Raw genomic sequence first — 25766 nt, 5'->3', positions numbered from 1 at the left:
AGGACGAGGAATTTCTACAGAACTTCTAACTTTATAACCGAGGATAGGAATGACAAAACCACGTATTTTGAAACTATCCCATTGATACTCCTGCATGCGTCATAATAGACAGATTATGGGGTGTGAAGCTCAGGTGAAGTCGGCAGAACAAAGGCTAAAGCCGTTCCTTTCAGGATAAAGGTATGCCAATGGATATGCCGGATGGCTGAAAAACTAAATAAGGTGAGAATTTTCTTACACAAAGAACGGACGAACTTCCGAATGTACGGGTCTAGAGTTTCGAACAATAGGAAACTATTGTACCACCCTTACGGTGGTGTGAGTGATGTGGAGTAAAAATTGCCCCTCTGAAACACGTTATACCGAACAATGGCGGTATCCAGCTCACAGGCTTACAGGAAGCACCTACGTTTAGAATAGATAGCTAGGTTATAAGGGACTTGGAAAGTAAGGAACGTTGATTCAAGGGCTGTCACCCGAAACGGTTGCTATAAGTGATGAACGAAATGCATTTGTCCTTATGAGGGTAGGGGTACGACTGATGAATCTTCTGTAATGGAAGTGGAGGAATAGCCCCAAGTCTAGTGATTGGCAACGATTATTTTTCAAACGTGCATTGCACCGGTCGGGTAAGAAAGTGGGAACATCACTTCACAAAGGAATGATGCCACAGTGCAAGCTCTACAAGAGTAACTTGAAACTTATAATCAAAACCATCGCCAGATGGAACGCGGAATGCTTGGAAACTGGCACGTTCCGTGTGGAGCAGGGGAAAAGCCGGAGATAACTTCAAACGCTTACCTATTGCTACGGTGTGCGGCCGAGCCTAGGTCGTATCATATAGCGGGTGGGATTCCCGCCGAGTAAGAACTAGCCATTCGCTCGTAGCGAGTCTTGGAGGGCTAAGGGTAACTTTGGTCTTTAAGCGTAGACAGTTAGGTGGCGGGCCGAAAGCCAAATGGTTGAAGGGATTGAGCTCCATAAACGTTTGTAAACCGAGAGGGCTGATGCCTTACCTGCGTGCAGAAAGCAATATTTTATCTTTTGTTAAAGGCGAGAAAGATAAAACCTCTCTGGAGTCAGAGACCTTGGCACGTCATACATGGATATGATACGGCAACTCGGGAGACCCTACCGGTCTTTTCTGTTTATTAGAAGAGTATGGTGTACAAGCGATAACAAGCAAGGAAACCAAATGCCGGGTAGGGAGTCGGATAGCAGCGTAGTACCAATGAAGTTGGGTAATGCCAATGGAGGAAAGGCTAGCTACCAGTTATTGGCCTTACTAGGGACACATTTACTACACACAGAGGTAGGGATAATGAATGGAAACAAAACTACTAAGGATAGCAGAATTAGCTAAATCTGACCCTAAGATGAAATTTACATCTCTTGCACATTTATTAAATGTGCAATCACTCATTCAATGTCATCATGAGCTGCCAAGCAATAAGGCAACTGGTATGAACGGTACAACGAAAGAGCAGTACGCCGAAAGTCTTGAAGAAAATATAATGGACTTAACAAGCAGACTTAAAAGCAAAAGTTATCGTCCGGTTCCAGTTAGAAGAATGTATATTCCAAAGCTTAACTCTAATAAGAGAAGGCCATTAGGAATACCGGAACATGAGGATAAAATTGTACAAAAAGGCATTGCGAAAGTGCTAAATGCCATCTATGAGAATGACTTTCTAGACTGCTCTTTTGGGTTCCGACCAAACAGAAACTGTCATGATGCGTTGAAGATACTAAACTTTTATGTAGAAAAGAGATTAGTAAGCTATGTAGTAGATGTAGATATCAAAGGTTTCTTCGATAATGTTGACCACAAATGGATGGGGAGTTCTTGAAACATAGAATAACGGATCCTAACCTCCTGAGAATAATCAGTAGGTTCCTCAAAGGTGGTTACATGGAGGAAGGCAGGAGATACAAAACAGATAAGGGTACACCGCAAGGTGGAGTAATATCTCCTATCTTGGCTAATGTGTACCTTCATTATGTACTCGACTTATGGTTTGAGAAAGTGGTTAGGAAACAATGTGAAGGACAGGCATACATAGTAAGATATGCGGATGATTTTGTTTGTTGTTTTCAACACAAAAGGGAAGCACTACAATTCTACGAGTCATTAAAGCTGAGATTGAAGAAATTTAACTTGGAAATAGCTGAGGATAAAACCAAAGTTATTCCCTTCGGGAGATTTGCAGAAAATAACGCGAAACGAACAGGGAATGGTAAGCCTGCAACCTTCGATTTCCTTGGATTTACTCATTATTGTGGAAAAAGTAAACAAGGAAAATTTCGTGTAAAACGGAAATCGAGCAGAAAGAAAGTCCAAGGCAAGCTTAAAGAATCTAAGGAATGGTTGAAGTCTAATAGAAATAAAAATATCCATTTAATCATGGATAGATTTAGACGTTCATTAGTTGGATATTACAACTATTACTGCATTACAGATAATTCTCAAACTGTTAATGACTTCAAAGAGAAAATCGAAATTTTACTATTTAAATGGCTGAATAGAAGGAGCCAAAGAAAGTCCTTTACATGGGATAAATTCAGGCTATTCCTTCACATGTTCCCACTTCCTAAACCAAGATTAAGAGTAAACATTTATGATTTAAGAAAAGAAATTAGCTATATTCTGTAAATGATAATTAGGAGGAGCCGTGTGCGTTAATAGCGCAAGCACGGTTCTGTGAGGGGGGAGGAGTACAATTTACCGTAAGGTAGAGAGGCTCTCCTCTACTCGACTTGTTCAAGAAGGTTATAAGGGATATCAATCACCTATGTTCATTATATAAAGATTATTCTCTGAAGAAGATTTCTTTGGTAGTGCGTCATTCCCTGTTGTTGAGAATTTTTCCATCGGTCATTGCCAACCAAATAACGGTGTGCCTCTTGGAGTGAATGCAAAACTGACAACATCGCCACCTAGATTGGTGATCGATTCAGGTGTGAAGATTATCAATCATTAAAGAAAAAATCGTGGAGAAAATATCAGCCGCTTTTAAGCAACGATTCGGAACCGACTATTTGGTTGGTGTTCGGGATGGATTCCTCCATTCTCCAGTTGCCCAAGAAAAAAACTTCATAGGAAGGCGGTATGAACAAGGAAAGGGGCGAAATGATACATGAAAAATAGGAAACGAATGGCGGGCATGGCGTTGATTCTGCTTCTTCTGGTCATCGCAGGCTGGATCGCCTTCACAACGATTAAGACCGCTATGCTGTACACCATCCCAAACCATCAAGCGGATATCGAAACTCATCTAATCGAGTGGCAAAAAAGAACTGGAGACGAACATGATCTCACTCTATTGACGGTTAAACGTTTGGGGGATTCCGATACACTGGTTGCTTTCTTTGAAAGCGAGGCACATGTATGGGGGTTCGCCACACTAAAAGAAGGGTCCAACCAAAAACTTCGTATCGTAGAAAGTCAATATGGGGATTCCGATTATTCTTATGACGGGGTTTCCACCAACCATGGTGATTATGCGATTGTTACGGCTCGTAACCTGCCTGAAGGAGCACGCTTTGGTCGTGTGAAACTGGTGAATACCTCGTTTTACTTTCCCTTCGCCATACCAGACGAACCCATATTGATGTTGATGCAAAAAGTTCCCGATGGCCTAGCCAGTTACGACTATGATGAATTCACCTTTTATGACCAAGATTATCAGGAAATCGATTAGGCTGTTTCGCTCCGTTAAAAAAACCGCTCCCGAAAATCTAAAGTGAAGTTGGTATTAGTTCCATATCGATTCAAAGGTTTTCAAATCACGTCAAATGGAGGGTTCTATGAAGAGTTTGAAAAAGATGCTATGTATTCTGGTCTTCACAATCTTGTTAACTTCTTGTAGCAATTCCATTTTAGGTAGTTGTCCTGATGGTGAAATTGAATGGATGGATGTCTTGAAGATTGGCGGTATCCAATACCAACACCAATTTCCAGGCTCTGCGGATGAGTCAGGTCCGATTTCAATTGAAAAGGGCAGAAAAGTTGGGGAAGTCGATTATAGGATGGCAGACAGTGCTTGTAGCAATCACGAGATGAAAAACGGGGATGCCACATTTTGGGAAGAGGGATCACCAATCTATGAGGTGAAAGGCTATCCGCCTGATTTGATGGTGATGACCGATGACAAAGTGTATGTGACGGACAGAGTTATAAAATGAGTGAAACAATTTACTAAAATTAACGATGGTTAACCTAAAATCAAGGCTGTCATCTAGACAGCTTTTTTCTTTGTGGATTGTTTGATTATATGTACAACATTTCTGTTTCGCAAGTAAGCTATATTGTATATCATTGTGAGTAATTATACTTAAACAAACAGGGGCGTTAGCTCAATAGCAAATACAGCCACTTCCTATCTGGAGGTGGCTGTATTTTCATAGTAGATAACATAAACCGATAGCAACAATTCCTGCAAAACAGCCTAATTTAATGAAAAAACGGACAGGGGAATGAATGAGCAATAGAGAAATAGTATTTAAGAAAAGAGGACTGAGCTGTTTGGCATTCTGCTCAGTTCAAAAAGGAGGAGCCGCCTTTGTTTCCACTGCTAGAAACGGAGAGATTGATCTTAAGAGAAATAACACAGGAGGATGTGGGGGAGGTATTTGCCTGCTTTTCCAATGAACAGGTAATCCGCTATTATGGTCAGGAAAAAATGAAGAGCGTGGCAGAAGCTTCAGCCATAATCGATTTCTTTGCTCAGAGCTTTCAGGAGGTAAGAGGGATTCGATGGGAATGGAGAGAAAGGGTACGAAAGGAATCATTGGGTCCATTGGGTGGAATGCCTTCGTGCCAAAGCATAGGAGAGCTGAAATTGGTTATGAGGTTCATCCTGACTTTTGGAGGAACGGGTATGCCGAGGAGGCTGTTTCTGCAGTGTTATCCTATGGGTTTGGCCAATTAGAGCTGAATCGAGCGGGTGCAATTGTTTTTATAGAGAATGAGGCATCGAGCCGGTTATTGAAGAAGCATGGTTTTCTAGAGGAGGGTATTCTTAGGCGGTATTTGCAGCAAAATGGCATGGCTAAGGATGTCATCATGTATTCATTGCTCAAAGAGGATTACTTAAGACAAAGGAAGGAATGAAAAAAGAGGGCGCCCTTAAGGGAGCCTTCTATAAGAAGCATTAGGAAACCTTTACTTCCTGCTGCAGTTTATGTGCAAATTTCCGTTCCCATGGACGGGAGAGCCATCTTTTAACGGCAAAGATGGCCCTGAACCATTCATCGACCCCTTGGGCAATCCAAATGCCGAGCAAGCCCAAGCCAAATGTGACGCCTAATACATACCCGAAGCCAACCGTGAAGAGCCACATGGAAAAGATCCCAATAATGACAGGGAACCTGACATCGCCGGCAGATTTCAGGGAACTCATTAAGACAATATTAACCGCTCTTCCTGGCTCTACGAAAGCAATGGCCCATAAGACAGGAATGGCAATGGCCAGAATCGTGCCATCTGAGCTGAACAGTTGTATGACTGGATCTCCAATCAAGGCAAAGGATAATGAGACAGCCGTTGAGGCAAATACGGCAATCCTGACCGTTTTAAGGCCGCGCTTCAATGCCATGCTGAAATGACCTGCACCAATGTAGCGGGCGACCAGGAGCTGGGTTCCTTCGCCTACTGCTACACTAAATAAGTAACAGAGCATGGTAATATTGGTTAAATAAACTCTCGCTGCCAATGAAGCATCTCCAAAGGTGGCAACAATGCCGGTCACCATTAGCTGGGAGAAATGATAGGATAGGTTCTCTCCAGCAGATGGGATGCCAATTTCGAATAATTGTTTCATATCCAATCTGTTAATATGAATAAGGTCGGCCCACTTAAATCTCAAGGCAAGCTCCTTGGCAACAATGTAAAAGAGAGCGGCAACTGCGATTGCCCTGGCAATGACAATCGTCCATGAAACACCGACAACTCCTGTAACAGGCAGGTTGAAGATCCCAAATATGCTAATACAATAGCCGATTGTGCTGATTAGATTCATCAGCAGGGAGACATACATCGGCTCCTTCGTACGGCCATGGCTGCGAAGGATGGCGCCTAAGACAAGCGATAAGCTTTCTAAGAATAGGGAAAGCCCGACAATTCTTAGAAACAGGGAGGCATAAGTGAAGACCTGGTCACTGACATCAAATAATGTCAGAAGATAATCCCCAAACACGAGCATAAGGATAGATAGAATAAGACCAAACCAGAAGTTTAGACTAAGAGCGGAACGGGCTAACTGGCGGGCTTGTTTGTATTCGCCCGCGCCAATTCTATGCCCGATTAAGATCATCGCTCCAATGGCGGTCACGTTAAAGACAAGGATAAAAATATTCATAAGCTGGTTGGCTACGCCAACACCAGCAGCCGCCAAATCAGAATAATGTCCCAGCATGAGCGTAGCGAGAAGCCCCATGCCCATATGTAAGGATAGTTCAATGAACAGCGGCCATGATATGGAATAAAGTGATTGCTCACGTAGTTTATTTGTATGCAATGTTGTTATTCTCCTCTAATGTAATAAGTCCTAAAGAACTATTCTAGCTTGAAACTTCATCCTTGAGAAGAAAAAAATTCTGGTACTCACATGAGAAAGATAGCTTATCTTCTGAAATGGTTTATCAAAAGAAAAAATGATCATCTCATGGTCTCTTTTACTATTTTAATGATTTAAAGCGGAAATGGGTGGAAATGTATGCGTGCAGTATTATTAGGGATCTGTTCAGCTTTGTTTTTTGCTTTTACCTTTGTGCTGAATCGCTCGATGGAATTAGGGGGAGGCAGCTGGTTATGGAGCGCATCATTACGCTTTTTCTTCATGCTCCCTTTTCTGTTCATCATTGTTGGCTATAAAAAGGAGCTGAAGAACTTATTCTGTATGATGAAGGAAAATCCAAGAGAATGGTTAATTTGGAGTTTTGTAGGATTTGGTTTGTTTTATGCCCCCTTATGCTTTGCTTCTGCATACTCTCCAGGCTGGCTTATTGCAGGCTCCTGGCAAATGACCATCATTGCAGGGACATTACTGGCTCCCTTATTCATCTTAAATCAAAATGGGCCTATTCAGAAGAGGGCAGGAATACCTCTTAGAGAATTAGGCTTCTCACTCATAATATTAGTAGGTGTAATTATTATGCAGGCAGATGTGATGAGCGGGCTTCCTATGAAGGATTTTTTGCTTGGTTTTCTGCCGATATTGATTGCGGCTTTCGCTTATCCGCTTGGAAACCGTAAGATGATGGAGCTGACCAATGGACGCTTGACGGCCTTTCAGCGTGTGTTAGGCATGACCATTGCGAGCTTGCCGCTTTGGATTATCCTTGCTGGTGCCGCTCTTGTGACCGATGGCATGCCAAGTGGAATGCAGACCTTGCAATCGCTTGTTGTAGCACTTGCTTCCGGCATTATTGCGACTGTCTTGTTCTTTAAAGCGACGGATTTGGTCCGTCATGATATGAAGAAGCTTGCAGCAGTGGAGGCAACGCAATCGATGGAGCTTATTTTTGCTCTAGCAGGTGAAATTCTTTTCCTGTCTGCTGCCTTCCCGTCTGCGATCTCGCTCGCCGGCATCGTTATAGTCATGGCTGGAATGGCTCTCCACAGCTATGGAACTGCGCTGGCAGTGAAGAAGGATAGTAAAAAAATGGCTGAAACTGATTGCTAAATACCTAGGTATAAAAACGGAAATGCAAACCCCATTCTTCTCGCAAAGAATGGGGTTTTATGTATAAATATAAGGTTTCTCATCAATTCTTGTATATTGAAAAAACATCTAATGCTATATTGTATGAAATCAAGCGAAAATTTACCTAAAATTTCAGACAATTGCTTGCCTATTGATAAAAAAACATTGTATTATGGGGAAAGAAGTTTCTGAAGGTGAATGAATTGCCATTCATCTGGTCGTTTTTTTGTGTTTTGTTTGGCTCTTCCACTTATTCACAACGATTTACTGCCATGCTCATGTTTGCTTCGTAGAATGACTCCAAATACGAAAACCGCCGTTCATTCATTAGTAAATACGATAAGGTCAAGGTCGGAAGGAGTACTTAGAAAGAATGAACTATGCTATTTTTCAAAATTACGAGGAATTGTCTTATTCAGCCGCTGAAATAATTGTTCAAGAAATCCACGAAAAACCGGACTTGTTTATCTGCCTTCCAATGGGTCATACACATAGAAGATTGCTGGAGATTCTGGTGGATTATTATCGGGAAGGAAAGGTAGATTTCTCCCGCTGTCGTTTTGTCGGGTTATTTGAATGGGTTGGCGCATCACCATATAAATACGGAAGCAGCCGTCATTTCTTATATAACTCGTTCTTTTCAAAGGTGCATGTACCCAAGAATCAGGTCTATTTATTTGATGGAAAGGCAGCCAATTCATACGATGAATGCATGAAGATGGATCAATTCATTTTCAAGGAAGGCGGAATTGATTTAGTCGTGCTTGGGATTGGGACAAACGGACATATTGGCTTTAATGAACCGGGGAGTTCTTTTGCTGCGTATTCGCATATTTCGCACATAGGACAGAACGCAAAACTATTTGGGCAAACGGTTGTCCGAGAGGGTGGTTCTCTGACGAAAGCGTATACATTGGGGATTAAGCACATATTAGGGGCTGGAGAAATTATTGTTCTGGCAAATGGATTTGATAAAGCAAAGATTATCCGGCGTACCTTAAATGAAAAATTTGATCCGAACACACCATCAAATGCCTTAAAGCTGCATCGTAATACAACATTTTTGTTAGACCGCGAGGCTGGCAGCCTGCTGCGGATATTTTAAGATTATGCGGAGGAAATGATGAGGAGATATGAAGTCATCCTGTTCGATTTAGATGGAACACTCACAAACCCCTTTATCGGAATCAGTCAGTCTGTCCAATATGCCTTGAAGAAAATGGGGATGGATGTACCTCATACTGATGAGCTGCATTCTTTTGTCGGGCCTCCTATCCAGGAATCCTTCGTTCAAAAATGTCATATGACAGAGCCTGAGGTTAAAATGGCTATTTCTTATTATCGTGAGCGGTACACTGATAAGGGGATTTTTGAGAATGAAATCTATCCGGGAATAGAGCAGCTGTTAGGTCTGTTGAAGGATGAAGGGTACCAGCTCATTATCGCAACCTCTAAGCCGACGGTCTTTGCTGAACGAATTGCCGCCCATTTTGGTCTTGATCAGTATTTTGACCATATTATAGGAAGCTTCCTTGATGGTAACCGTTCGAATAAAGAAGCGATTATCAATCATATCATCGCTCTTTATCCAGAGAATAGGCCAGCTGATTTCTTAATGGTAGGAGACCGTATGCATGATATCATCGGTGCTCATAAGGCTGGAATTGATTCCATCGGAGTCTTATATGGCTATGGGTCAGAGGGTGAGCTTAGGCAGTCAAAGCCCTTATTCCTGGCTGAATCAATAGGTGAACTAGTCAGCATATTTGAAGCCTTTAAAAGGGTGAATGCTTAATTGGAGCCTATATTTTCTTCTATTTAAACAAAAATCAGTGCTTATGTATCTGTTGGATTAAGGTGGAAATTGTTAAAATATGGGTATCTCCATTGCTTTACCATGTTAATTCCAATAGGAGGGAAGAAAATGAAGCGAGGAGTACGTGTTATACCTTACCAGGTTGACAATGAAATGGAAGCTGTCAACGAATTGCCGAAGGGAATTGAAATCATTAAGGCGCCGGAACTCTGGAACGAGACAAAGGGCGCCGGAATTACAGTAGCTATCCTGGACACAGGAGTTGACACCGATCATCCAGATTTGCAGGGCAGAATTGTCGGAGGAAGAAATTTCACGACAGATGATCAATCGGATCCCACTAACTTCGAGGACTATAATGGTCACGGTACCCATGTAGCAGGGACGATTGCGGCTACCAATGATGAGAAGGGTGTTGTCGGGGTGGCGCCTGAAGTCTCTTTGCTTATTGTCAAGGTACTTGATAAGAATGGGTCCGGGCAATATAAGTGGATTATCGATGGAATCAACTATGCAGTCGCTCAGAAGGTCGATATCATTTCGATGTCACTTGGAGGTCCTGAAGATGTGCTTGAATTGCATCAGGCTATTCAAAATGCGGTAATGAACAATGTCTTGGTCATTTGTGCGGCCGGAAATGAAGGAGATGGAGATGACACCACGGAAGAATTAAGCTATCCTGGCTGTTACAATGAAGTCATCGGTGTCGGTGCCGTAGACTTGGACCGGAATTCCTCTCCCTTTACGAATTCCAATACTGAGGTGGATCTTGTCGCACCTGGTGAAAAGATTCTCTCCACCTACTTGAATGGAAAATATGCTACCTTGTCTGGCACGTCAATGGCTACTCCTCATGTGTCAGGTGCAATGGCATTAATTAAGGTCATTGCTAACAAGTACTTTGAACGTAAACTCACCGAGCCTGAGCTTTATGCCCAGCTGATTAAACGGACAATCCCGTTAGGCAACTCTCCTAAGCTTGAAGGAAATGGACTGCTGTATTTAACGGTTCCTAAACTTCTCGCAGAACTTGCCAAAGAAAAATCAATTCAAAAAATGATACAATCATAGATTCTTATTGAGACCGAACTGAAGACAAGCCCATTGTCTTCAGTTTTTTTATATCTCATTTTCTCGTTTGAACATGTCGTTGTGAATCTTAGTATGGCCAATTGACTAGATTGGAGGAGCATGTACGCCGGCTCCCATAGCCTGTGCTATATGAACCGAGGGATGGTCATCACACCCATTTTTTATTTATTTGTCTTCGTTTGCATGAATGATTGCCAACCCTTATGAAATAAACAGAGAACGAAGCTGCTCAAGATACATGCGGCTATCCAAACCTCAATCGAATCAGGAATATGGGAGAAAGGAGAGAACGTAATACGTGCTTTCTCTAAATATTGGGATAGAAGAAATATAATTAATGCGAGTATGGATAATTCTCTGCATAGGGAGAAAAGGGTTAACCTCTTCTGGTCCCAACGGATGAGAAACACGGCTATCGCAATGGAAGCAAATAAGTTCCAATCCATCCTTACACCACCTAATTATGGGTTCATATTTGAGACTGCAAGGCTTGCAGTAAATGAGTAAGTAAGTATAATCCTTCTGCATTAATTGTTTGGAAGGGCAGGAATCAGGATTATGGATGTAGAAAGAAATGGTGAAGACATTTTTGGTTGTTAGTTATGTTGATTGTAGGTGCAGTCAGTGCATTGAACGCATGCCGTGGAAGATGTCTTTTATTCGGAGAAGGGGGGCGGTTAGATGAATTATTCACATCTATATTTTTCGGACAGTTTCTTTTCCACCGGCCAGAAAGATATTTATACAAAGAATAAAGAGGTCGTCGGGAAACTCGATTTGAAGAGTGCATTCACCTCAACGATTGATGTGCTCGATCTAAAGGGGAATGTTTTGATCAGCGGGAAATTTCCTATCTTCAGCAATAAATGGGTGGTAACGAACCAAGCGGGCGAAGAGCTGGGATTTGTTCGAGCCCGTTTTAGTTTCTTTACAAAGAAATATGAATATACCGCACATAAGAGGGGAATATACCGCATTGAGTCAGAAACTTTCTCCAAAACGTATGAAATCTTTCAAGAGAATGGAAAGCGGGTTGGCCAATTTAAGAAAGTGAATTCCATCTTCAGCACACCGGCTTTTGAGATGAGCCAGGACAAGCAAGATATAGAGATTGGAGAGATGATTGCTGTTGTCATGGGTGTCAATGCTATTCAAAAGCGGAGTCATTCTGCTGCTAATAGTACGGTTTAATCAAGTTAGATAAAGATGATTAGCACTAATACGTAAAGAAGAATTATACTGTGACCAGCCATGGCGATAAATCGATGAATCGTCCAGGAATGAGGCGGTCTGGCCAGCAGGAAGATTGATAGGATACTGATGAGCGGACAAACGATACCGCCAAGTGCTGAAAAGGAAATGGATAAGGAAGGATTGTAGGTTTCAAACAGTAATGGTAATAAAATAAATAGATTCAGCGCAAGAATTCCATATAATTGTTTTATTCTGACCATAAATCTCCTCCGAAAAGAGAAAGTGGGTTACACTATATATATGATGGGGATGACGGAATATCCATCTTGAATGTGGAAGCTTCATAGATAGATCATTTTTCATCTTCCATATTTAGAGTTCAATTCGTTGGGAGTTGAGCTCTTTTTCTTTTTTAGGTATAAAATGTTCGTCATGCATAAAGGGGGAACGATTGGATGAACTGCTTAGGATGTCAATTGGCCAATCATCAAAGAACTGTCTATTTAATTTGGGAGAATGAGGATGTCTCCTGCATTTTGGATTATATGCCGTTTAATGAAGGTCATGTTCTCATACTGCCTAAAAGGCATGCTCGTTTCTTGGATGACTTGGACGAAGCCGCTGCAAGCTCGGTTTTCCAAGCTGCAAAGATGGTCACGCGTGCAATCAGGGAATTATATCGGCCAGATGGAATTACGGTATGTCAGAACGGAGGGGTATTTGATGAATTGACGCATTTTCATCTCCATATAATTCCTAGATATGAAGGGCAGGATTTTGCTGAATTTTACAAAGAGGATTTGGATGCTGTGCCCCTTGAAGCCGCTGTGCTGGAGGAAGTGCGGATGAAGCTGTCTGAGAAAATACGGATCTGTGAGAGGGATGAATAAGGGAAAAAGCCTAGTTGGCAATACAATAAGCAAACTAGTTTACCGATAGTCTGTTAGTTTGTTAAAATTCTGGTAATTATAATTCATTTAGGAGGTACTTGAAGTGGAAGCAGCCTTTGAAACAGGTACGTATATAAAAAACTATTTCCAGGAAAATCGGGATTATTTTGAAGAGCAATTACTTTCAGAGGCGGTTAATGTTAGGGATAAGATTGAGGAAATATTGTTGATTGGCAATATTGATTTGTTAAACAATGCCCATAAACTTGTCATGTATGTCATGGATCAAAGCGATCAAGATGTACGGGATTTTGCCAAGCAGGAAGGAATTGCATGGGCGACACATTCGATTAGCTTGACGTTCAAGCTTGAGTGGGTGCAGGCCATCCGAAGAACATTGTGGAATTTGCTGCATAAATTCCTTGATGAGCGCCATATGCCGTTTGAACCGGATGATTTCTTTATCCTTGAAAAACAAATTAACGATCAATTGGATCAATTCTTGAATACGTTCTTTATTTGTTATTCTGACTACAAGGATAAGCTGCTCGAGAAGCAGAAAGAGCTCGTTGAGAATTTATCTGTTCCAATTATCCCTATTACGGAGGATATGTGTATTTTGCCGCTGATCGGAATCTTGGATGACCAGCGTTCCAAAATTATCGAGGAGAAGGTTTTTAATGCAATCGGAGACTTACATATTGAGACACTAATCATTGATCTTTCTGGTATTGCTGAAATGGACGGCAATATCATTGATCACTTCTTGAAGATGATTGACGGAACGACCATGATGGGATGTAAGCCCGTCATAACTGGATTGCGACCTGAAATTGTCCGCCAAATGGTTACTCTCGGAATCTCCTTTGAGGAAAGAGCTCTTACTTCAGGTACCTTGCAGTCTGCCATAAAAAGATACACATCCCTCGGTTAAATGAATACATGAAAAAACGATGTCACCTTTCATTTTGGTGACATCGTTTTTTGGTTAGATGAAAAGCAGAAGGCTGACTGCCATGAGAGCCATGCCTGCAATAAGTCCATAGATAGCATGGTGGCTTTCATCATATTTCTTCGCAGCCGGCAATAGTTCATCAAGTGAAATGAAGACCATAATTCCAGCTACCGCTGCAAAAATGAATCCGAACATTAAATCAGTTAAGAATGGCATGAGAATTAAATACGCGAACAGGGCGCCGACAGGTTCTGCCAGTCCAGAGAGGAAGGATAGCTTGAATGCCTTCTTTTTGTTGCCTGTCGCAAAATAGATGGGAACAGCGACGGCGATTCCTTCTGGGATGTTATGGATCGCAATCGCTATGGCAATGGCAATGCCTAGCCCAGGGTCTTGCAGTGTTGAAGTAAAGGTGGCAATTCCTTCCGGAAAGTTATGAATGCCAATCGCAAGAGCTGTGAACACACCCATCTTCATTAGCTCCTGATTATGAATCTCACTGGCTGGTTTATTCATATCCTCGATCTTCTTTGGTTCATGGGGATTCCCTTGCTTTGGAATAACCCTGTCAATAAAGGCAATCAGCAGAATTCCGAAGAAGAAACCGAGCACAGTCATGGTATAGCCTCGTTCATACCCAAGCTCATTAACGAGGGCATCCTTCGCCTTAACAAATATCTCAACCATTGATACATAAATCATGACACCGGCAGAAAAGCCAAGTGATATCGATAGGAATGCTTTGTTCGTGCGGGTCGTCAGGAAGGCAAGTAAGCTTCCAATCCCTGTAGCCAATCCCGCCATCAAGGTCAGAGAAAAGGCTAATAATAAAGTTGAGTCCATATAGGATAAACCTCTTTCTATAAATGTATGTATCTCACAAACATAATCTCTTAACTCCTAATCATAATGGCAAAAGCTATCATACGTCAAAAAGAAGATAATGTCATAGACGGAGGGAATCTACATTATATATATGTATTAAATCGCTAAACATGCAAGTTCATGATGAAGAGGTGAATGGAAAAGGAAGCAGAGGAGGATGGCACCTTCCTTTGGAAAAGGCCTAAAAGGTAAAGATCAATCACGGAAGTTTATAAACCGCTCAACTCTGAGCGTCTGTATGACATTGTACCTTATCGTTAGCTGCTTGATATCAAATGGATTAGAATACTGGCATAATAAAAGCTGGGGAAGGAACCCCAGCTGTTTATTTCTATAAGCCAAACATCATACTCATAATTTTACGTTTTTTCTTACGCTTTAAGGTGGAGGGGACGTCTAGTGAGATGGGCTCAACCTTCGCAGGCGGTTTTTTTGATTTATTCATTTGTGTCTCAAGCTGTTCAATTCGTTCTTCAAGCTTATCGACGACAATGAGCAAATCTTCAATCTCACGGCGGTGCTGCAGCAGCTGGACAGAAGTGACACCATCCGCTTTATTGTAGAGCTGCAACTCTAGGGCTTGAATCTTATCTTCAAGCTTGAGGACTTGCTCATCCTTCTCAGCTGGAAGGAATGAGATTGGATTCTCCTGCTTCAGCTGATCCTGATGAAAGGCTTGAAGCTGGTCAAACTCGCTTTGTGTGTAGATAAAGTGACCTTTGGCATTACGGCTCGGTTCGATGCCTAATTGTTTTACCCATCGTTTCACCGTGCTTGAGGAAATGCCCAATGCACTGGCAATATCATTCGTATTCATCATCTTTTCACCTTTCTTTTTCTTTAGATTTATCCTTAAGATTTACAGTTGTTTATTTGCTTTTTCTTCGGAAACTCCACCACTTTTTTTCCGCTGGTGCGGCTTCTTGAACAGGAGCCTTTTTGGAGGCTTTGCTTTGTACGGTTTTCAGCTTGTCCTTTGCCTTTTCCTTTTTATGCTCCTTTAGCTTAATTGGTTTCGTTTTTTCTTTCTCCTTTTCTTTCGTCGGTGCTGCATCACGGAAGCTTGTGACCATTTGCTGAAACGCTTCTTCCCGCTGCTTGATATCATGTCTGTATTGCTCAAGCTCCTTGTTCATCGTCTCAAAATATTGTTCCCGGTCCTGATAAATGGCCTCCGTCACGCTTTTGATTTCGTGTTGAGCCTCTGAAACGGAGGATGAGAGATCTGATAATAGCTCACGATAGCCATCAGCCGCTGCTTCCGAGATCCGTTTGGAGAACGATTCGAAGGCCCCCTCTGAAGATCTCGCAATACTCCGAGTCAAGGTTTCGACCGTTTCGGATGTACGTTCTGAAGAATTCGAAACGTTCTGAGAAAGCTTTTTCAGCTCGCTGTTCGTTTTCAAGGAAGAACGCTGAATGGATTTTGATAAACCTTTGATTGTATCGATAGACCCCTGCGAAATCTCTTTCTTGACCTCCTCGATCATCATGTTGCGGTTATTACGCATCTCATTGCTCATTTCCTTCATGAATTGCGTCTTATAGGCATCCATGGCATGAAGAAACTCCTCAAGCTTCGGCTCAGCCGGCTTCTCAACAACAGCAACAGAAGTAGAGGCTGCGGGTGCGGATGCTTCGGAAGGAGGGTTCGAATTGGCATGATTACTGAGGTTTTGTCCATCCTTCAGATGCTTCTGAAGCATCTCTTTAATGATATCCTTGCTTAAATTCTTATCCCGCATTTCCTTAATTCTTTTTAAGATCGCGATTTCTACCTCTGTATAAAAACGTGAGCCCTGCTTTGAACGGGGAATGACCAATACCCCTGTTAAGTCCTTCTCCCACTGGCGGATTGTCCCTGCAGGTACATTAATCTTCCGTGAAACCTCTTTAATAGAAAATGCTCTTAGAATTTGATTGTCCTTCATATTTAAACAGTCCCTTCAACTTGTAATTGGAATTATTTCTCTCTTGTGTCATGTATTCTTCATCCAGACCTGGCTTTTCCTGCCTCATGACAAAAGCTATCAAAACAAGTTGTTATTCATCAGAGGGGGCTCTTTTCTAGCGGAATTCGCCTTTATATATGAAGGAAAACGAAAATGGTGGAGAATAAGCGTGGGAGCGGGGCAAAGAAGGAGGAAGGGGCAGGCGAAATGTGGAAGGATGGAGGTTTTTCTTTAGTGCGAGAGGATGATGTCAGTTCTTGAAGAAGGGGGATGGAATCTCCTAGGGGCTGTATGAGCTGGTTCTGAGCTTCAGAAACATAAATCTTGATGTGGGGGACTAGGATAAAGGGAAATAGGATTCACCATTATCAAACTACATAATAATTTGTAAATTTGTAACTATTTTGAAAATTATTCGTATTACTTATAGAACATAGGAGGAGGGAGTAAATGAAGAGAATCATAAGATGGACAATGGTTACCTCGATCATTATTGGTCTAGCTGTCTGGATGGCAAGTGAAATGATACCTTTTTCGTACACAGAATGGTGCTTTTTTATTGGCCTAGGTTTAACTGGTATATTGTTTCTCTTTAATAGCAGCGGAGGTTTTTTATCAAAAAACACCACCCTTGAAGTGAGTGAGGCAGTATGGAAGGTACAAAAAGAAGATAATCAGTTGAGGGTTCATGTAGGCGGGGTTTTTTATGGGGCAGTTCTTTACACCGTTGTCAGTTTGATTGTGATGCTCGTTGTTTATTTTTAATCTTTGAATACTAAAACAAGAGCATCAGCTTTAATTTTGTTACATGTAAAGACCTCCATCCAGGCTTTATGGAGGCTGATAAAAAGGAATACTTAAAATGTCTTTATTGTACTATATATTAGAAAAGCCAAAAATCATTATTTGCCACAAAAAAAGCCTCCGCATGAAGTCTGCGGGAGGCTTTTATGTCATTTAAGCGGTCTCTTTCACAATATGATAAAGAGAGTAGAATAGAATGCCCATTCCGACGAAGAAAAGGACGCCGCCTAAGAAAACTCCGTTTGAGATGCTTGATAAGACAGAAGGGTTAGAATAAACTTCAATCCCTTTTGGCTGTACGCTTGTGGATACTTGGAAATGACCGATTATGGCAATGATGATTGAAAAGATTAATAATCCGTATTGTTTGATTTTCATACAATCCCATCCTTTATAGGAATTATTTGATAATGCAAATTGTTACAATTATAGTAACATATTGTGAATAAATTGTGAACAGATATGATTTTCTGTTTTTAAGAATTTTTACACTCTTAAGCTGTTTAATATTGATTGTTGATTTGAATATGCATCCCTTTTAGCGGGGTAATGGGTTTGTGGGGTTCATGCTCTTTTGTGCTGCATTTCTTATTCGGGAAACAGGACAGGATTTCTGTAGAAAATGAAAATGAGATGAGAGCATGAAAGACCTCTAGAGATGATGAAAATGTCCTCACTGGCTGGCCAGCTAAAAGGACATGTCAATCAATACAGGTTAAAAACAATTTTTCAGGAGGAGACTTTGGAAAAGAAATGATGGATTGTGGAGGGGTCCAGGTGAATGTAATGAATGATGGGAATGAACAAAAAGGCAGGAAAAAGAGAGGCTAATGAAATTTTCAAATGATCACTTTAATATTTCAATGTATTAAATGCTTGGGCCGCTTTCTTTGCGAAAGATATTGGTGGTTCAACAGATTGAAAGTGAACATAAAGAATGGTAGGATGCGTATATACCCAATGGTTATGTATGGCACTAATGATTAAATTGTTTATCGCTAATGTTTTTACAAATTCAGGTAACTCTTCTTGGAGAACGACTACTTCACCAAGATTTAAAGCATTTCCATGTTGATCTAATGATTCGAATGATATTTCGGCATGTAACTCTGATGTGCTGGGGCGCCCCTGGATGGTTACTTTTAGATTACGCTGAAACTCTACTGAGCAAATCCCATTTTTGACATTTGCTTTCCCGTTAACTTCTTTAGCAAATTGATTACATAGGTCTTGAATGTTTCGCATAGTCAAACACCTCCATAGGTAAAAGGTATGTTAAATTTTTTGTTTTAGTAGTAAGAAATAAAATGGCATATCGATGGATTCTTATACTCCTTTTGATGAAGCATTGATTCAAAATGGATTCATGTTCTTTTCTATCGAGTAGTGAAACTTCTATTGTAGAAATGGAGCAGGTTCGTAAAAAAGGATATTTACCTATTAATAACGAATTGATGATGAACACAGTAACGAATACACTCAAATTGATTAAAGACATTTAAATGGTGACAAATTTTATTTATAGGGTGATAAGCCGATGATAGGGATAAGTATTGCAACGAAGTGGGAATATGAAGCGACATTGAAATACTTTAGCGTAAAGAATAACGAACGTTTTGGTTATCCATATGGCGAATATTTCATAAAAACAATTAATGATACTGAAATTGTTTTTTATCGGACAGGTGTAAGAAAAGTGAATGGTGTTGGTGGTAATCAGTATATGATTTCTAAATTTCATTTAACTAAAGTGATCGTTGCTGGAACGTGTGCAGGAATAGATGAGAAGTTCAATGTTCTGGATATTTTTGTACCCGATAAAGCCGTTCAATATGATTGCACAGTAAAAGAAATTGAGCCTCTTATTAAACAATCCTTCATCGTCAATATGGATCTATCAAAATATGGAGATGATTTTTATAAAGGAACAATTGGCACCGCTGATAAAGCGGTAGTTATGTGGAAGGACTTTTTAGAACTTAAAGAAAACGAAATTACCATAGCCGATACAGAAGCAGGGGCAATAGCTTATATCTGTAGGAAGAATGATGTGGAATGCATAATCATTAAAGGAATATCTGATTTTCCAACAGATGAAAGTAACTCTGATAAATTCGAATCGAACATGGAACAAATAAATGTTTATTTAGAAAACACCCCTAAAGTTATGAACAAAATATTTGACGAATATTTAAAGAGATTTATTTAATCAAATTTATCGTTTCATGAAAGATTGATAAAGCCTGGTTCCTATTGAACGGTCGTTCTTTGTTCGTTCCAAATCCATTCATTTTTGTGCTTACGGTAAATACATTATAAGACCAACACATATATCCCCACATAATAAAGGCAGGAAAGTTGGCGTGGTAAACTCTCCTTGCAGATAAAAATGATGAATGGGTAAGAAGATCATTAAACTCTTCTTAATGTAGAAACGGGGGGCAGTTTAGCGAAAATCATTTGCCTTACTCATCTTACTTATAAAAAGGAAAGGAGAGTTTCGTATGAAGATTTATTGGTTATTCGTATTTTTAATCTTTATCATTTGGTACAGTGTATCTCTACAATATCTCGAACCAAGTTGGTGGTCTATCTTTTCTTCCAGCCGTTCAACGCATACATCTATGATGGAACAAATTTCTTTCATTAAAGTTACTTTTATAGCACTTCTATTTATGACTTTGGCCTATCCTCTGCGTCAAATAATTCAAAAGTGTCATTAACTCTGTTTTACTGAGGTGCATTAAGCAAGGAGGGGGGAGTAATCCTGTAAAAAATAAAGAGTGTGACGTTAGTTTCTGATGCGATGTCCTCAAATAAAGGTCTGTTCGTGCAAAAATAAACACAGCAACTTTCTTCATGAAGGCGGCTGTTATCCCTTTTCAATTAAATATGGTCTTTACGAAAACAGCCTTCTTTTTACACCGGAAATAGTCTATACTATAATTAAGTCTTTACTTAAATACTTAATTATATAAATTGAGGTGATTGAGATGAGTGAACAGCTGCAAATCATTCTTCCGCTTCTTGTGATGGAGTTCATTTTGAAGATTATTGCTTTAGTGGATTTGGCTAAGCGTGATAAACGGGGAGTTAAGGGTGAGAAGAAATACATTTGGGTTATTGTGATCTTGCTATTCTCGACAATAGGTCCTGTGCTTTATTTAGTGGCAGGTAAGAAGGATTATACATGGGATGAGGATGATCGTAATGATTCAATGTGAGAACGTGACTAAATCCTATAAAGGCTTCCGGGCTTTGAAGGGCATTAGCTTTTCGATTGAAGGACCGGGATGCTTCGGTTTCATTGGAAGCAATGGCTCTGGAAAGACGACGGCCATTCGTATTATGGCCGGACTAGCAAGAGCCACGTCAGGGAAGATTCAAATCGAGGGTTATGATGTGGAGGAGGATCCGAAGAAAATTGCCAGAGTAATAGGTTATCTGCCGCAGAATCCGTCCTTTTATGATTATATGACAGGCGAGGAATGGATGATGTTTACGGGTAAGCTCTTTGGGATGTCGAAGAAAGACAGCAGCGTTCGTGCTGAGGAGCTGCTAAAGAGATGCGGGATATGGGAGGCAAGAAGGCGCAAGATCGGCGGGTACAGCGGGGGAATGAAGCAGCGGCTTGGTCTCGCGCAGGCGCTGATGAATGATCCGAAGCTTCTTCTTCTGGATGAGCCTGTCTCTGCGCTTGATCCGATTGGACGCCATCAGGTCCTTGAATTGATTGAGGAATTGAAGAAGGACCATATGATTTTCATGTCCAGCCATATTCTAGACGATGTGGAGAAAACAGCTGACCATATCCTCATCCTGCATAAAGGGAAGTTATTATTATCCTCCTCCAAGCAGGAACTGATGAAGGAGTACGCAGGCTCCTCAATTACATTCCAGCTCCTTGACTCAAATGATTCTTTAGCGGAAGCGCTCTCCAGCGAGAACTGGGTGGAGAGGGTTGCTGTTACAGACCGTTCTTATCGAGTCATTGTCAAAGATGTCGTGCGGGCAAGGGCTTCCCTGCCCTTAATGATCCACGAGCAAGGCGGCATCATTACGGATTACCGGATGGAGACCTTGTCGCTGCAGGATATATTCTTCAAGGTGGTGAATCAATGATGGGGATGTTCTGGGCTATGCTTTGGAAGGAATGGATTGAATTAAAACGATCTTATAAGCTCATTATTGTTCCATTTGCCTTTGCCATCATCATGGTTACTTTGCCGATCACGATGAAGCTTCTGCCGACACTTATTCAGCAGGACTTGCCGGAAGGGACCGTCATTTCTGTTCCGGAAAGCTCCGCCGCCGACATTGTCAGTGGAATCTATGCGAACTTTGAACAGCTTGGCTTGATTGTGCTGATTCTTGTCATGATGGGAACGGTAGCCTCCGAGCGAGAGAAGGGGAGTGCCGCGCTTATATTATCAAAGCCAATTGGCCGCAGCGGGTATATTTTGGCGAAATGGACGGCTTATGCGCTATTATCAACCGTTTCATTTCTCTTCGGTATGGGATTAACCGTTTATTATACAAGAATCCTTTTTGATGGGAAAATGGAATGGGCGGCTATTGCAGAGGGAACGCTTCTTTACCTTGTGTTAATCCTTCTGTGCGTAACACTCACCCTGCTTTTTTCTTCTATTATGAAGAGTGCGGTATTGGCGGGATTTCTAAGCTATGCTGTTTACCTGGCGCTGACGAAGCTGGGCAAGTATCTTCCTGATTCCCTTGAGAAATATACGCCAACAGCATTCACGGAAGCAGCAGGGAATATCATCCTTGGCAAGGAAGGGCAGATTATGGCACCTCTTTTGATTCTACTGGCCGTTATCGTCCTCATGATTATCTTGACGATTCTTTTATTTAAAAAAGAGGAAATCTAGAATGAATGATTCGATAAGTAAAAAGATGGTAAAAATGCATAAAAAGCGGTATATTCATTAGGGAAACGCGATAAATCATCAAAAGGTATTGAAGTGACCGCCTATTTCGTATTACTATTCTTGAGTAGATATATAAGAAAGAGAGTGTTTATACATGGGACGTAAATGGAATAACATTAAAGAAAAGAAAGCTGCCAAAGATGCGAACACAAGCCGAATCTATGCGAAATTCGGCCGTGAAATTTATGTGGCAGCCAAGCAAGGGGAGCCAAACCCAGAATCTAATCAAGCGTTAAAAATGGTCCTAGAGCGCGCGAAGACGTACAGCGTACCGAGACATATTATTGACCGTGCGATTGAAAAAGCAAAAGGCGGTTCAGAGGAAAGCTATGATGAGCTCCGCTATGAAGGCTTTGGCCCAAGCGGCTCCATGGTCATCGTAGACGCTTTGACAAACAATGTTAACCGTACAGCATCAGATGTTCGTGCCGCTTTCGGCAAGAATGGCGGAAACATGGGTGTGAGCGGTTCCGTTTCTTACATGTTTGATGCAACAGCCGTGTTCGGAGTAGAAGGAAAAACGGCAGATGAAGTATTAGAAATGATGATGGAAGCGGATGTTGATGTTCGTGACATTCTGGAAGAGGATGACGCGGTTATCGTATACGCAGAGCCAGATCAATTCCATGCCGTTCAGGAAGCCTTCAAGAATGCAGGAATTACTGAGTTCACTGTGGCGGAATTAACCATGCTTGCACAAAACGACATTTCGCTTGATCCAGAAGCGCAAGCTCAGTTTGAGAAGATGATTGATGCAATTGAGGACCTGGAGGATGTACAACAGGTTTACCATAATGTAGATTTAGGTGAATAATGCCTGAAAAGAATAGCTGCCATTTGGAGCACCTTGCTCTGATGGCGGCTTTTTTTGTTTAAGGATTCGGATATATGGAAATATAGGGAGAAAAAGGAGGGGTGTATGATGCCATATCAATCCAAAAAAGACCTGCCGGATTCTGTGAGAGATTCGCTGCCAAGCCATGCGCAGGAAATCTTTAAGGAAGCGTTTAATTCTGCATCCAAGGAATATGATAAAGAAGAAACGGCCTTCAAGGTAGCATGGAGCGCTGTTAAAAATAAATATGAGAAAAATGATGATGGAGATTGGGTTGAGAAGAACTAAGTAGTGCTGGATTCTCCTCGTTTTTTCTCATAAAGGTTCTTCAGCTCCTGAAAGCTGGGCTGCTCGAGTAAATGAAGATTACCCGCTTGGAGAATCTCCTTCAGCGCTTCTTCCTTTGAAATAAGATAGCCAATGCTTTCCTGCTCTACCCATTTTCTTTGCTCGATGATCATATAAGTACCGTCCTCAAGAACGGACAGACCCTTCTGATAGCTCATGGAATGATGGGGATGAGCCCAATAATCCTTTTCTGTATGGCCGGGAATCCCCGTATATAATACATGAAAATGGTGGTTCTTTCCCAATTGGTCCGCCTCCTTGCCATCCGGTTTACGGATAGAATGTGCAATTGGTCGAAGTCTATTCATCTGTCTCTAACATAAAAAAACCCGAATGAAAAGAAGCTTCATTCGGGTATCCTTCTATTACAGGCTGCGTGCGCCTAGATATCTTGAGGACCAGTAAGAGGACCCAAGACTTGATTCTGTTACGCCGCTAGAACCGGCATGGATAAATTTGTTGTTGCCAATATAAATCCCCATATGGGATGGACCGGTTGTATACGTTTCAAAGAAGACAAAATCTCCGACTGCCGGGCTGCTGACTTTCTTCATGGAAGAATAGTACCCAGCTGTATTTGTACGAGTGAAATTACTGCGCTCCTGCTTCACCACATAGTAGATGAAGCCGCTGCAATCAAAACCGCTCGGTGTTGTACCGCCCCATACGTATGGGGTGCCAATCAAGCTTTTTGCTGTTGCGACCATGCGCTGAGCTTCGCTTGAAGTGGACGTGCTGGAACCGGAGCCGCTTGTAGAGCCGGATGTTGAACCGGAAGTCGTTGCGCCAGCTTTGCTGACAATCAAGACTTGTCCAGGGTAGATTGTGTCGCTTTTTAAGTTGTTCCATGATTTAAGCTTTGCCACGGTTGTATTGTATTTAACCGCGATTTTCCATAAGGAATCTCCGGATTTCACTGTGTATTTTTTCGTAGTCGATGCTGATGTTGATGAAGAGGATTCTCCGATTTTTAACGTTTGACCTATGTAAATCATATCAGATGTCAGGTTATTTTCATTTTTAATAGCTGATACAGTTGTATTATATTTAACAGCCAATTGAGACAGAGTGTCTCCCTTTACGACTTTCACAGTAGCGGCAGAGGCAGCATTGGCAAAAAGGACGGACGACAAAACAGCAGTTGCAGTAACGGATAAAACTTTCTTATTCATGATGACCCCCTACATAGTTAGTAATTTTTTTTGAAAATACTAGCTAAGTTTAGACCAATCGACAAAAAATTACTAGTTTTGTAGGCAAAATGTAATAGAAAGGAAAGTTTATTGTAATATAAATGAGTTTTCTGTAAAATGATAAAATTTACCTAATTTCAAACGACGAGAAAATATCTGGTGTCTGTTCTACCATTTGCACATCAATCACTCGGCTGAATCCAGGACCTTTTTTAATCTCTTCTATGAATGCATATAAAGGTTCTTCGTGCCCTTGCGCTACAATTTCAACGGTCCCATCGGGTAAATTTCGAACCCAGCCTTTTATTTTATAGGAAAATGCGAGCCGTTCAGTATAATAACGAAAACCAACCCCTTGTACGAAGCCGGATACAATTAGATGATATTGCTTCATGGAAAACACTCCTTTCTCCTATCTATTCCTATTATAGCGGAATAGGATGGTTAGAAGAGGTAATTTGATATAATGGAAGAATCTATAAAATGGGATGGCGGGGGATGGAAATGAAGCATGTGTATTTAATGAGGCATTGTCAGACAAAAGGGCAGGATGCCTCATGCAGGCTGACGGAGAAAGGAAGCGCTCAGGCTATTGAGCTCGCGCATTTCTTTAAGGGGATTCGAATTGAACGGATAATTTCTAGTCCATACCAGCGGGCACTGGAATCATGCCGACCAATTGCACAGGACAAACAAATGATTGTAGAAGAGGACATACGCTTGGCAGAGCGGGTGCTTTCAAATGTAGATTTACCTAATTGGCAGCAGTTGCTGGAGGAATCCTTTCAGGATCTGGAGAAAAAGCTTGAAGGAGGGGAATCCGGAGCAGAGGCAGCAGCTAGAGGGCTTGAGGTGCTTGAAGAGGCTATTAGCGGTCCATGTGATCATATCGCGATAATGACACACGGGAATCTGCTGACTTTAATGCTTCAGCAATTGAATCCAACATACGGCTTTTTGGAATGGAAGAGGATGACTAACCCAGATGTCTTTCATCTCATGATTGATAATGGGCAATGTCAGATTGAACGAATATGGGATAAGTAATGTTTAGTAGGGCAAAACTTTCTTTGGTGAATAGAAGGTTTTGCCTTCCTTTCTGAATATTAATATTATCTTAATATTACAGAAATATGACTGTTTATTT

Annotated in this window: 30 protein-coding genes and 2 pseudogenes; 21 read left to right on the top strand and 11 right to left on the bottom strand. The window is 41.3% G+C overall.

Features of this window, described 5'->3' with window-relative positions; all coding sequences use genetic code 11:
- The first annotated feature begins 1325 nt into the window (after positions 1–1325).
- The 6 genes and pseudogenes from AC622_RS21560 to AC622_RS21685 form a co-directional block, all read left to right on the top strand.
- Entirely contained in the window at positions 1326–1850 is a 525-nt protein-coding gene (locus AC622_RS21560) for a reverse transcriptase domain-containing protein (RefSeq protein ID WP_269431787.1), read from the top strand.
- Positions 1847–2653, top strand: coding sequence for a reverse transcriptase domain-containing protein (locus AC622_RS21555; RefSeq protein WP_269431786.1), 807 nt, complete (start codon positions 1847–1849; stop codon positions 2651–2653). The genes AC622_RS21560 and AC622_RS21555 overlap by 4 nt, the downstream gene beginning before the upstream one ends.
- Positions 2654–2837: 184 nt before the next feature.
- Positions 2838–2981 (top strand): annotated as a pseudogene (locus AC622_RS21550) (S66 peptidase family protein); the annotation flags it as partial.
- 156 nt (positions 2982–3137) lie between these two features.
- Entirely contained in the window at positions 3138–3701 is a 564-nt protein-coding gene (locus AC622_RS11955; protein ID WP_049671262.1) for a hypothetical protein, read from the top strand.
- Positions 3702–3807: 106 nt separating this feature from the next.
- A complete protein-coding gene (locus AC622_RS11950; protein ID WP_053103757.1) occupies positions 3808–4185 on the top strand; it encodes a hypothetical protein in 378 nt (125 codons plus the stop codon).
- 434 nt (positions 4186–4619) lie between these two features.
- A pseudogene (locus AC622_RS21685) lies at positions 4620–4945 on the top strand (GNAT family N-acetyltransferase); the annotation flags it as partial.
- 208 nt (positions 4946–5153) lie between these two features.
- Here the strand turns inward: AC622_RS21685 and AC622_RS11940 are convergent.
- Positions 5154–6518 carry an MATE family efflux transporter gene (locus AC622_RS11940; protein WP_049671261.1) on the bottom strand — a complete coding sequence of 455 codons (1365 nt, stop codon included), beginning with the start codon at positions 6516–6518 and terminating at the stop codon, positions 5154–5156.
- A gap of 198 nt (positions 6519–6716) precedes the next feature.
- Between AC622_RS11940 and AC622_RS11935 the strand changes: the two genes are divergently transcribed.
- The 4 genes from AC622_RS11935 to AC622_RS11920 all read left to right on the top strand — a co-directional run bounded on the left by AC622_RS11935 (position 6717) and on the right by AC622_RS11920 (position 10593).
- Positions 6717–7685 carry a DMT family transporter gene (locus tag AC622_RS11935; protein ID WP_049671260.1) on the top strand — a complete coding sequence of 323 codons (969 nt, stop codon included), beginning with the start codon at positions 6717–6719 and terminating at the stop codon, positions 7683–7685.
- A gap of 394 nt (positions 7686–8079) precedes the next feature.
- The gene (locus AC622_RS11930; RefSeq protein WP_049671259.1) at positions 8080–8811 is read left to right on the top strand and encodes a glucosamine-6-phosphate deaminase; all 732 of its coding nucleotides are present in this window, start codon (positions 8080–8082) and stop codon (positions 8809–8811) included.
- 18 nt (positions 8812–8829) lie between these two features.
- A complete protein-coding gene (locus AC622_RS11925) occupies positions 8830–9501 on the top strand; it encodes an HAD hydrolase-like protein (protein ID WP_049671258.1) in 672 nt (223 codons plus the stop codon).
- A 129-nt stretch (positions 9502–9630) separates the two neighbouring features.
- Positions 9631–10593 carry a S8 family peptidase gene (locus tag AC622_RS11920; RefSeq protein ID WP_049671257.1) on the top strand — a complete coding sequence of 321 codons (963 nt, stop codon included), beginning with the start codon at positions 9631–9633 and terminating at the stop codon, positions 10591–10593.
- Between the two features lie 182 nt (positions 10594–10775).
- Here AC622_RS11920 and AC622_RS11915 read toward each other — a convergent pair whose 3' ends face one another.
- Positions 10776–11060, bottom strand: coding sequence for a hypothetical protein (locus tag AC622_RS11915; RefSeq protein ID WP_049671256.1), 285 nt, complete (start codon positions 11058–11060; stop codon positions 10776–10778).
- A 235-nt stretch (positions 11061–11295) separates the two neighbouring features.
- Between AC622_RS11915 and AC622_RS11910 the strand changes: the two genes are divergently transcribed.
- Entirely contained in the window at positions 11296–11805 is a 510-nt protein-coding gene (locus AC622_RS11910) for a hypothetical protein (RefSeq protein WP_049671255.1), read from the top strand.
- Between the two features lie 5 nt (positions 11806–11810).
- Here AC622_RS11910 and AC622_RS11905 read toward each other — a convergent pair whose 3' ends face one another.
- The gene (locus AC622_RS11905; RefSeq protein WP_049671254.1) at positions 11811–12068 is read right to left on the bottom strand and encodes a hypothetical protein; all 258 of its coding nucleotides are present in this window, start codon (positions 12066–12068) and stop codon (positions 11811–11813) included.
- A 195-nt stretch (positions 12069–12263) separates the two neighbouring features.
- Here AC622_RS11905 and AC622_RS11900 point away from each other — a divergent pair, with 195 nt between their 5' ends.
- Both AC622_RS11900 and AC622_RS11895 read left to right on the top strand, forming a co-directional pair.
- Positions 12264–12698 (top strand): HIT family protein, encoded by a 435-nt coding sequence (locus AC622_RS11900; RefSeq protein WP_049671253.1) that lies wholly within the window; start codon positions 12264–12266, stop codon positions 12696–12698.
- A gap of 103 nt (positions 12699–12801) precedes the next feature.
- The gene (locus AC622_RS11895; protein WP_049671252.1) at positions 12802–13632 is read left to right on the top strand and encodes an STAS domain-containing protein; all 831 of its coding nucleotides are present in this window, start codon (positions 12802–12804) and stop codon (positions 13630–13632) included.
- A 54-nt stretch (positions 13633–13686) separates the two neighbouring features.
- Here AC622_RS11895 and zupT read toward each other — a convergent pair whose 3' ends face one another.
- From zupT to AC622_RS11880, 3 genes are all read right to left on the bottom strand, one after another.
- Positions 13687–14496, bottom strand: coding sequence for a zinc transporter ZupT (gene zupT, locus AC622_RS11890; protein WP_049671251.1), 810 nt, complete (start codon positions 14494–14496; stop codon positions 13687–13689).
- Between the two features lie 373 nt (positions 14497–14869).
- Positions 14870–15358: a MerR family transcriptional regulator gene (locus AC622_RS11885; protein ID WP_082197130.1), complete on the bottom strand. Its 489-nt coding sequence runs from the start codon at positions 15356–15358 to the stop codon at positions 14870–14872.
- 49 nt (positions 15359–15407) lie between these two features.
- The gene (locus tag AC622_RS11880) at positions 15408–16469 is read right to left on the bottom strand and encodes a MerR family transcriptional regulator (protein WP_049671249.1); all 1062 of its coding nucleotides are present in this window, start codon (positions 16467–16469) and stop codon (positions 15408–15410) included.
- 471 nt (positions 16470–16940) lie between these two features.
- On the opposite strand from AC622_RS11880, the gene AC622_RS11875 reads away from it, so the two are divergent.
- Entirely contained in the window at positions 16941–17255 is a 315-nt protein-coding gene (locus AC622_RS11875) for a hypothetical protein (RefSeq protein ID WP_049671248.1), read from the top strand.
- A 192-nt stretch (positions 17256–17447) separates the two neighbouring features.
- Here the strand turns inward: AC622_RS11875 and AC622_RS11870 are convergent, their stop codons facing one another.
- Entirely contained in the window at positions 17448–17672 is a 225-nt protein-coding gene (locus AC622_RS11870) for a hypothetical protein (RefSeq protein ID WP_049671247.1), read from the bottom strand.
- A gap of 474 nt (positions 17673–18146) precedes the next feature.
- Positions 18147–18539, bottom strand: a complete 393-nt coding sequence (locus AC622_RS11865) for a DUF1259 domain-containing protein (protein WP_049671246.1) — start codon at positions 18537–18539, stop codon at positions 18147–18149.
- A gap of 292 nt (positions 18540–18831) precedes the next feature.
- Between AC622_RS11865 and AC622_RS11860 the strand changes: the two genes are divergently transcribed.
- From AC622_RS11860 to AC622_RS11830, 6 genes are all read left to right on the top strand, one after another.
- Positions 18832–19503 carry a 5'-methylthioadenosine/S-adenosylhomocysteine nucleosidase family protein gene (locus tag AC622_RS11860; RefSeq protein ID WP_049671245.1) on the top strand — a complete coding sequence of 224 codons (672 nt, stop codon included), beginning with the start codon at positions 18832–18834 and terminating at the stop codon, positions 19501–19503.
- A gap of 784 nt (positions 19504–20287) precedes the next feature.
- A complete protein-coding gene (locus AC622_RS11850) occupies positions 20288–20518 on the top strand; it encodes a PLD nuclease N-terminal domain-containing protein (RefSeq protein WP_049671243.1) in 231 nt (76 codons plus the stop codon).
- On the top strand, positions 20505–21416 hold the full coding sequence (locus tag AC622_RS11845) for an ABC transporter ATP-binding protein (RefSeq protein ID WP_231589522.1): 912 nt from the start codon (positions 20505–20507) through the stop codon (positions 21414–21416). Before AC622_RS11850 ends, AC622_RS11845 begins: the two co-directional genes overlap by 14 nt.
- A complete protein-coding gene (locus tag AC622_RS11840) occupies positions 21413–22183 on the top strand; it encodes an ABC transporter permease (protein ID WP_049671242.1) in 771 nt (256 codons plus the stop codon). Before AC622_RS11845 ends, AC622_RS11840 begins: the two co-directional genes overlap by 4 nt.
- Before the next feature lie 154 nt (positions 22184–22337).
- On the top strand, positions 22338–23057 hold the full coding sequence (locus tag AC622_RS11835) for a YebC/PmpR family DNA-binding transcriptional regulator (protein ID WP_049671241.1): 720 nt from the start codon (positions 22338–22340) through the stop codon (positions 23055–23057).
- A gap of 108 nt (positions 23058–23165) precedes the next feature.
- Positions 23166–23366, top strand: coding sequence for a ChaB family protein (locus AC622_RS11830; protein ID WP_049671240.1), 201 nt, complete (start codon positions 23166–23168; stop codon positions 23364–23366).
- Here the strand turns inward: AC622_RS11830 and AC622_RS11825 are convergent.
- The 3 genes from AC622_RS11825 to AC622_RS11815 all read right to left on the bottom strand — a co-directional run bounded on the left by AC622_RS11825 (position 23363) and on the right by AC622_RS11815 (position 25013).
- Positions 23363–23671 carry a hypothetical protein gene (locus AC622_RS11825; RefSeq protein ID WP_049671239.1) on the bottom strand — a complete coding sequence of 103 codons (309 nt, stop codon included), beginning with the start codon at positions 23669–23671 and terminating at the stop codon, positions 23363–23365. The two genes, AC622_RS11830 and AC622_RS11825, sit on opposite strands and share 4 nt — an antisense overlap.
- A gap of 120 nt (positions 23672–23791) precedes the next feature.
- The gene (locus AC622_RS11820; protein WP_049671238.1) at positions 23792–24598 is read right to left on the bottom strand and encodes a C40 family peptidase; all 807 of its coding nucleotides are present in this window, start codon (positions 24596–24598) and stop codon (positions 23792–23794) included.
- Between the two features lie 148 nt (positions 24599–24746).
- Complete coding sequence (locus AC622_RS11815) at positions 24747–25013, bottom strand: acylphosphatase (RefSeq protein ID WP_049671237.1); 267 nt, start codon at positions 25011–25013, stop codon at positions 24747–24749.
- Positions 25014–25117: 104 nt separating this feature from the next.
- Here AC622_RS11815 and AC622_RS11810 point away from each other — a divergent pair, with 104 nt between their 5' ends.
- Positions 25118–25666, top strand: a complete 549-nt coding sequence (locus AC622_RS11810) for a histidine phosphatase family protein (protein WP_231589520.1) — start codon at positions 25118–25120, stop codon at positions 25664–25666.
- The last annotated feature ends 100 nt before the right edge of the window (positions 25667–25766 follow it).

Source organism: Bacillus sp. FJAT-27916, assembly GCF_001183965.1.
In the GTDB taxonomy this organism is placed as follows: Bacteria; Bacillota; Bacilli; order Bacillales; family Pradoshiaceae; genus Pradoshia.
The sequence above is the reverse complement of the archived record's forward strand: the minus strand, read 5'-3'. Positions and strand labels throughout refer to the sequence as shown.

Bases quoted from the DNA above. Each gene is read 5' to 3' on its own strand.
- AC622_RS11900 (WP_049671253.1), top strand. From the start codon at position 12,264: ATGAACTGCTTAGGATGTCAATTGGCCAATCATCAAAGAACTGTCTAT.
- AC622_RS11865 (WP_049671246.1), bottom strand. From the start codon at position 18,539: ATGCGAAACATTCAAGACCTATGTAATCAATTTGCTAAAGAAGTTAAC.
- AC622_RS11920 (WP_049671257.1), top strand. From the start codon at position 9,631: ATGAAGCGAGGAGTACGTGTTATACCTTACCAGGTTGACAATGAAATG.
- AC622_RS11955 (WP_049671262.1), top strand. From the start codon at position 3,138: ATGAAAAATAGGAAACGAATGGCGGGCATGGCGTTGATTCTGCTTCTT.
- AC622_RS11925 (WP_049671258.1), top strand. From the start codon at position 8,830: ATGAGGAGATATGAAGTCATCCTGTTCGATTTAGATGGAACACTCACA.
- AC622_RS11875 (WP_049671248.1), top strand. From the start codon at position 16,941: ATGAAGAGAATCATAAGATGGACAATGGTTACCTCGATCATTATTGGT.
- AC622_RS11840 (WP_049671242.1), top strand. From the start codon at position 21,413: ATGATGGGGATGTTCTGGGCTATGCTTTGGAAGGAATGGATTGAATTA.
- AC622_RS11935 (WP_049671260.1), top strand. From the start codon at position 6,717: ATGCGTGCAGTATTATTAGGGATCTGTTCAGCTTTGTTTTTTGCTTTT.
- AC622_RS11810 (WP_231589520.1), top strand. From the start codon at position 25,118: ATGGAAATGAAGCATGTGTATTTAATGAGGCATTGTCAGACAAAAGGG.
- AC622_RS11930 (WP_049671259.1), top strand. From the start codon at position 8,080: ATGAACTATGCTATTTTTCAAAATTACGAGGAATTGTCTTATTCAGCC.
- AC622_RS21560 (WP_269431787.1), top strand. From the start codon at position 1,326: ATGGAAACAAAACTACTAAGGATAGCAGAATTAGCTAAATCTGACCCT.
- AC622_RS11910 (WP_049671255.1), top strand. From the start codon at position 11,296: ATGAATTATTCACATCTATATTTTTCGGACAGTTTCTTTTCCACCGGC.
- AC622_RS11950 (WP_053103757.1), top strand. From the start codon at position 3,808: ATGAAGAGTTTGAAAAAGATGCTATGTATTCTGGTCTTCACAATCTTG.
- AC622_RS11870 (WP_049671247.1), bottom strand. From the start codon at position 17,672: ATGAAAATCAAACAATACGGATTATTAATCTTTTCAATCATCATTGCC.
- AC622_RS11845 (WP_231589522.1), top strand. From the start codon at position 20,505: ATGATTCAATGTGAGAACGTGACTAAATCCTATAAAGGCTTCCGGGCT.
- AC622_RS11885 (WP_082197130.1), bottom strand. From the start codon at position 15,358: ATGATGAATACGAATGATATTGCCAGTGCATTGGGCATTTCCTCAAGC.
- AC622_RS11820 (WP_049671238.1), bottom strand. From the start codon at position 24,598: ATGAATAAGAAAGTTTTATCCGTTACTGCAACTGCTGTTTTGTCGTCC.
- zupT (WP_049671251.1), bottom strand. From the start codon at position 14,496: ATGGACTCAACTTTATTATTAGCCTTTTCTCTGACCTTGATGGCGGGA.
- AC622_RS11915 (WP_049671256.1), bottom strand. From the start codon at position 11,060: ATGGATTGGAACTTATTTGCTTCCATTGCGATAGCCGTGTTTCTCATC.
- AC622_RS11905 (WP_049671254.1), bottom strand. From the start codon at position 12,068: ATGGTCAGAATAAAACAATTATATGGAATTCTTGCGCTGAATCTATTT.
- AC622_RS11815 (WP_049671237.1), bottom strand. From the start codon at position 25,013: ATGAAGCAATATCATCTAATTGTATCCGGCTTCGTACAAGGGGTTGGT.
- AC622_RS11830 (WP_049671240.1), top strand. From the start codon at position 23,166: ATGCCATATCAATCCAAAAAAGACCTGCCGGATTCTGTGAGAGATTCG.
- AC622_RS11860 (WP_049671245.1), top strand. From the start codon at position 18,832: ATGATAGGGATAAGTATTGCAACGAAGTGGGAATATGAAGCGACATTG.
- AC622_RS11880 (WP_049671249.1), bottom strand. From the start codon at position 16,469: ATGAAGGACAATCAAATTCTAAGAGCATTTTCTATTAAAGAGGTTTCA.
- AC622_RS11835 (WP_049671241.1), top strand. From the start codon at position 22,338: ATGGGACGTAAATGGAATAACATTAAAGAAAAGAAAGCTGCCAAAGAT.
- AC622_RS11850 (WP_049671243.1), top strand. From the start codon at position 20,288: ATGAGTGAACAGCTGCAAATCATTCTTCCGCTTCTTGTGATGGAGTTC.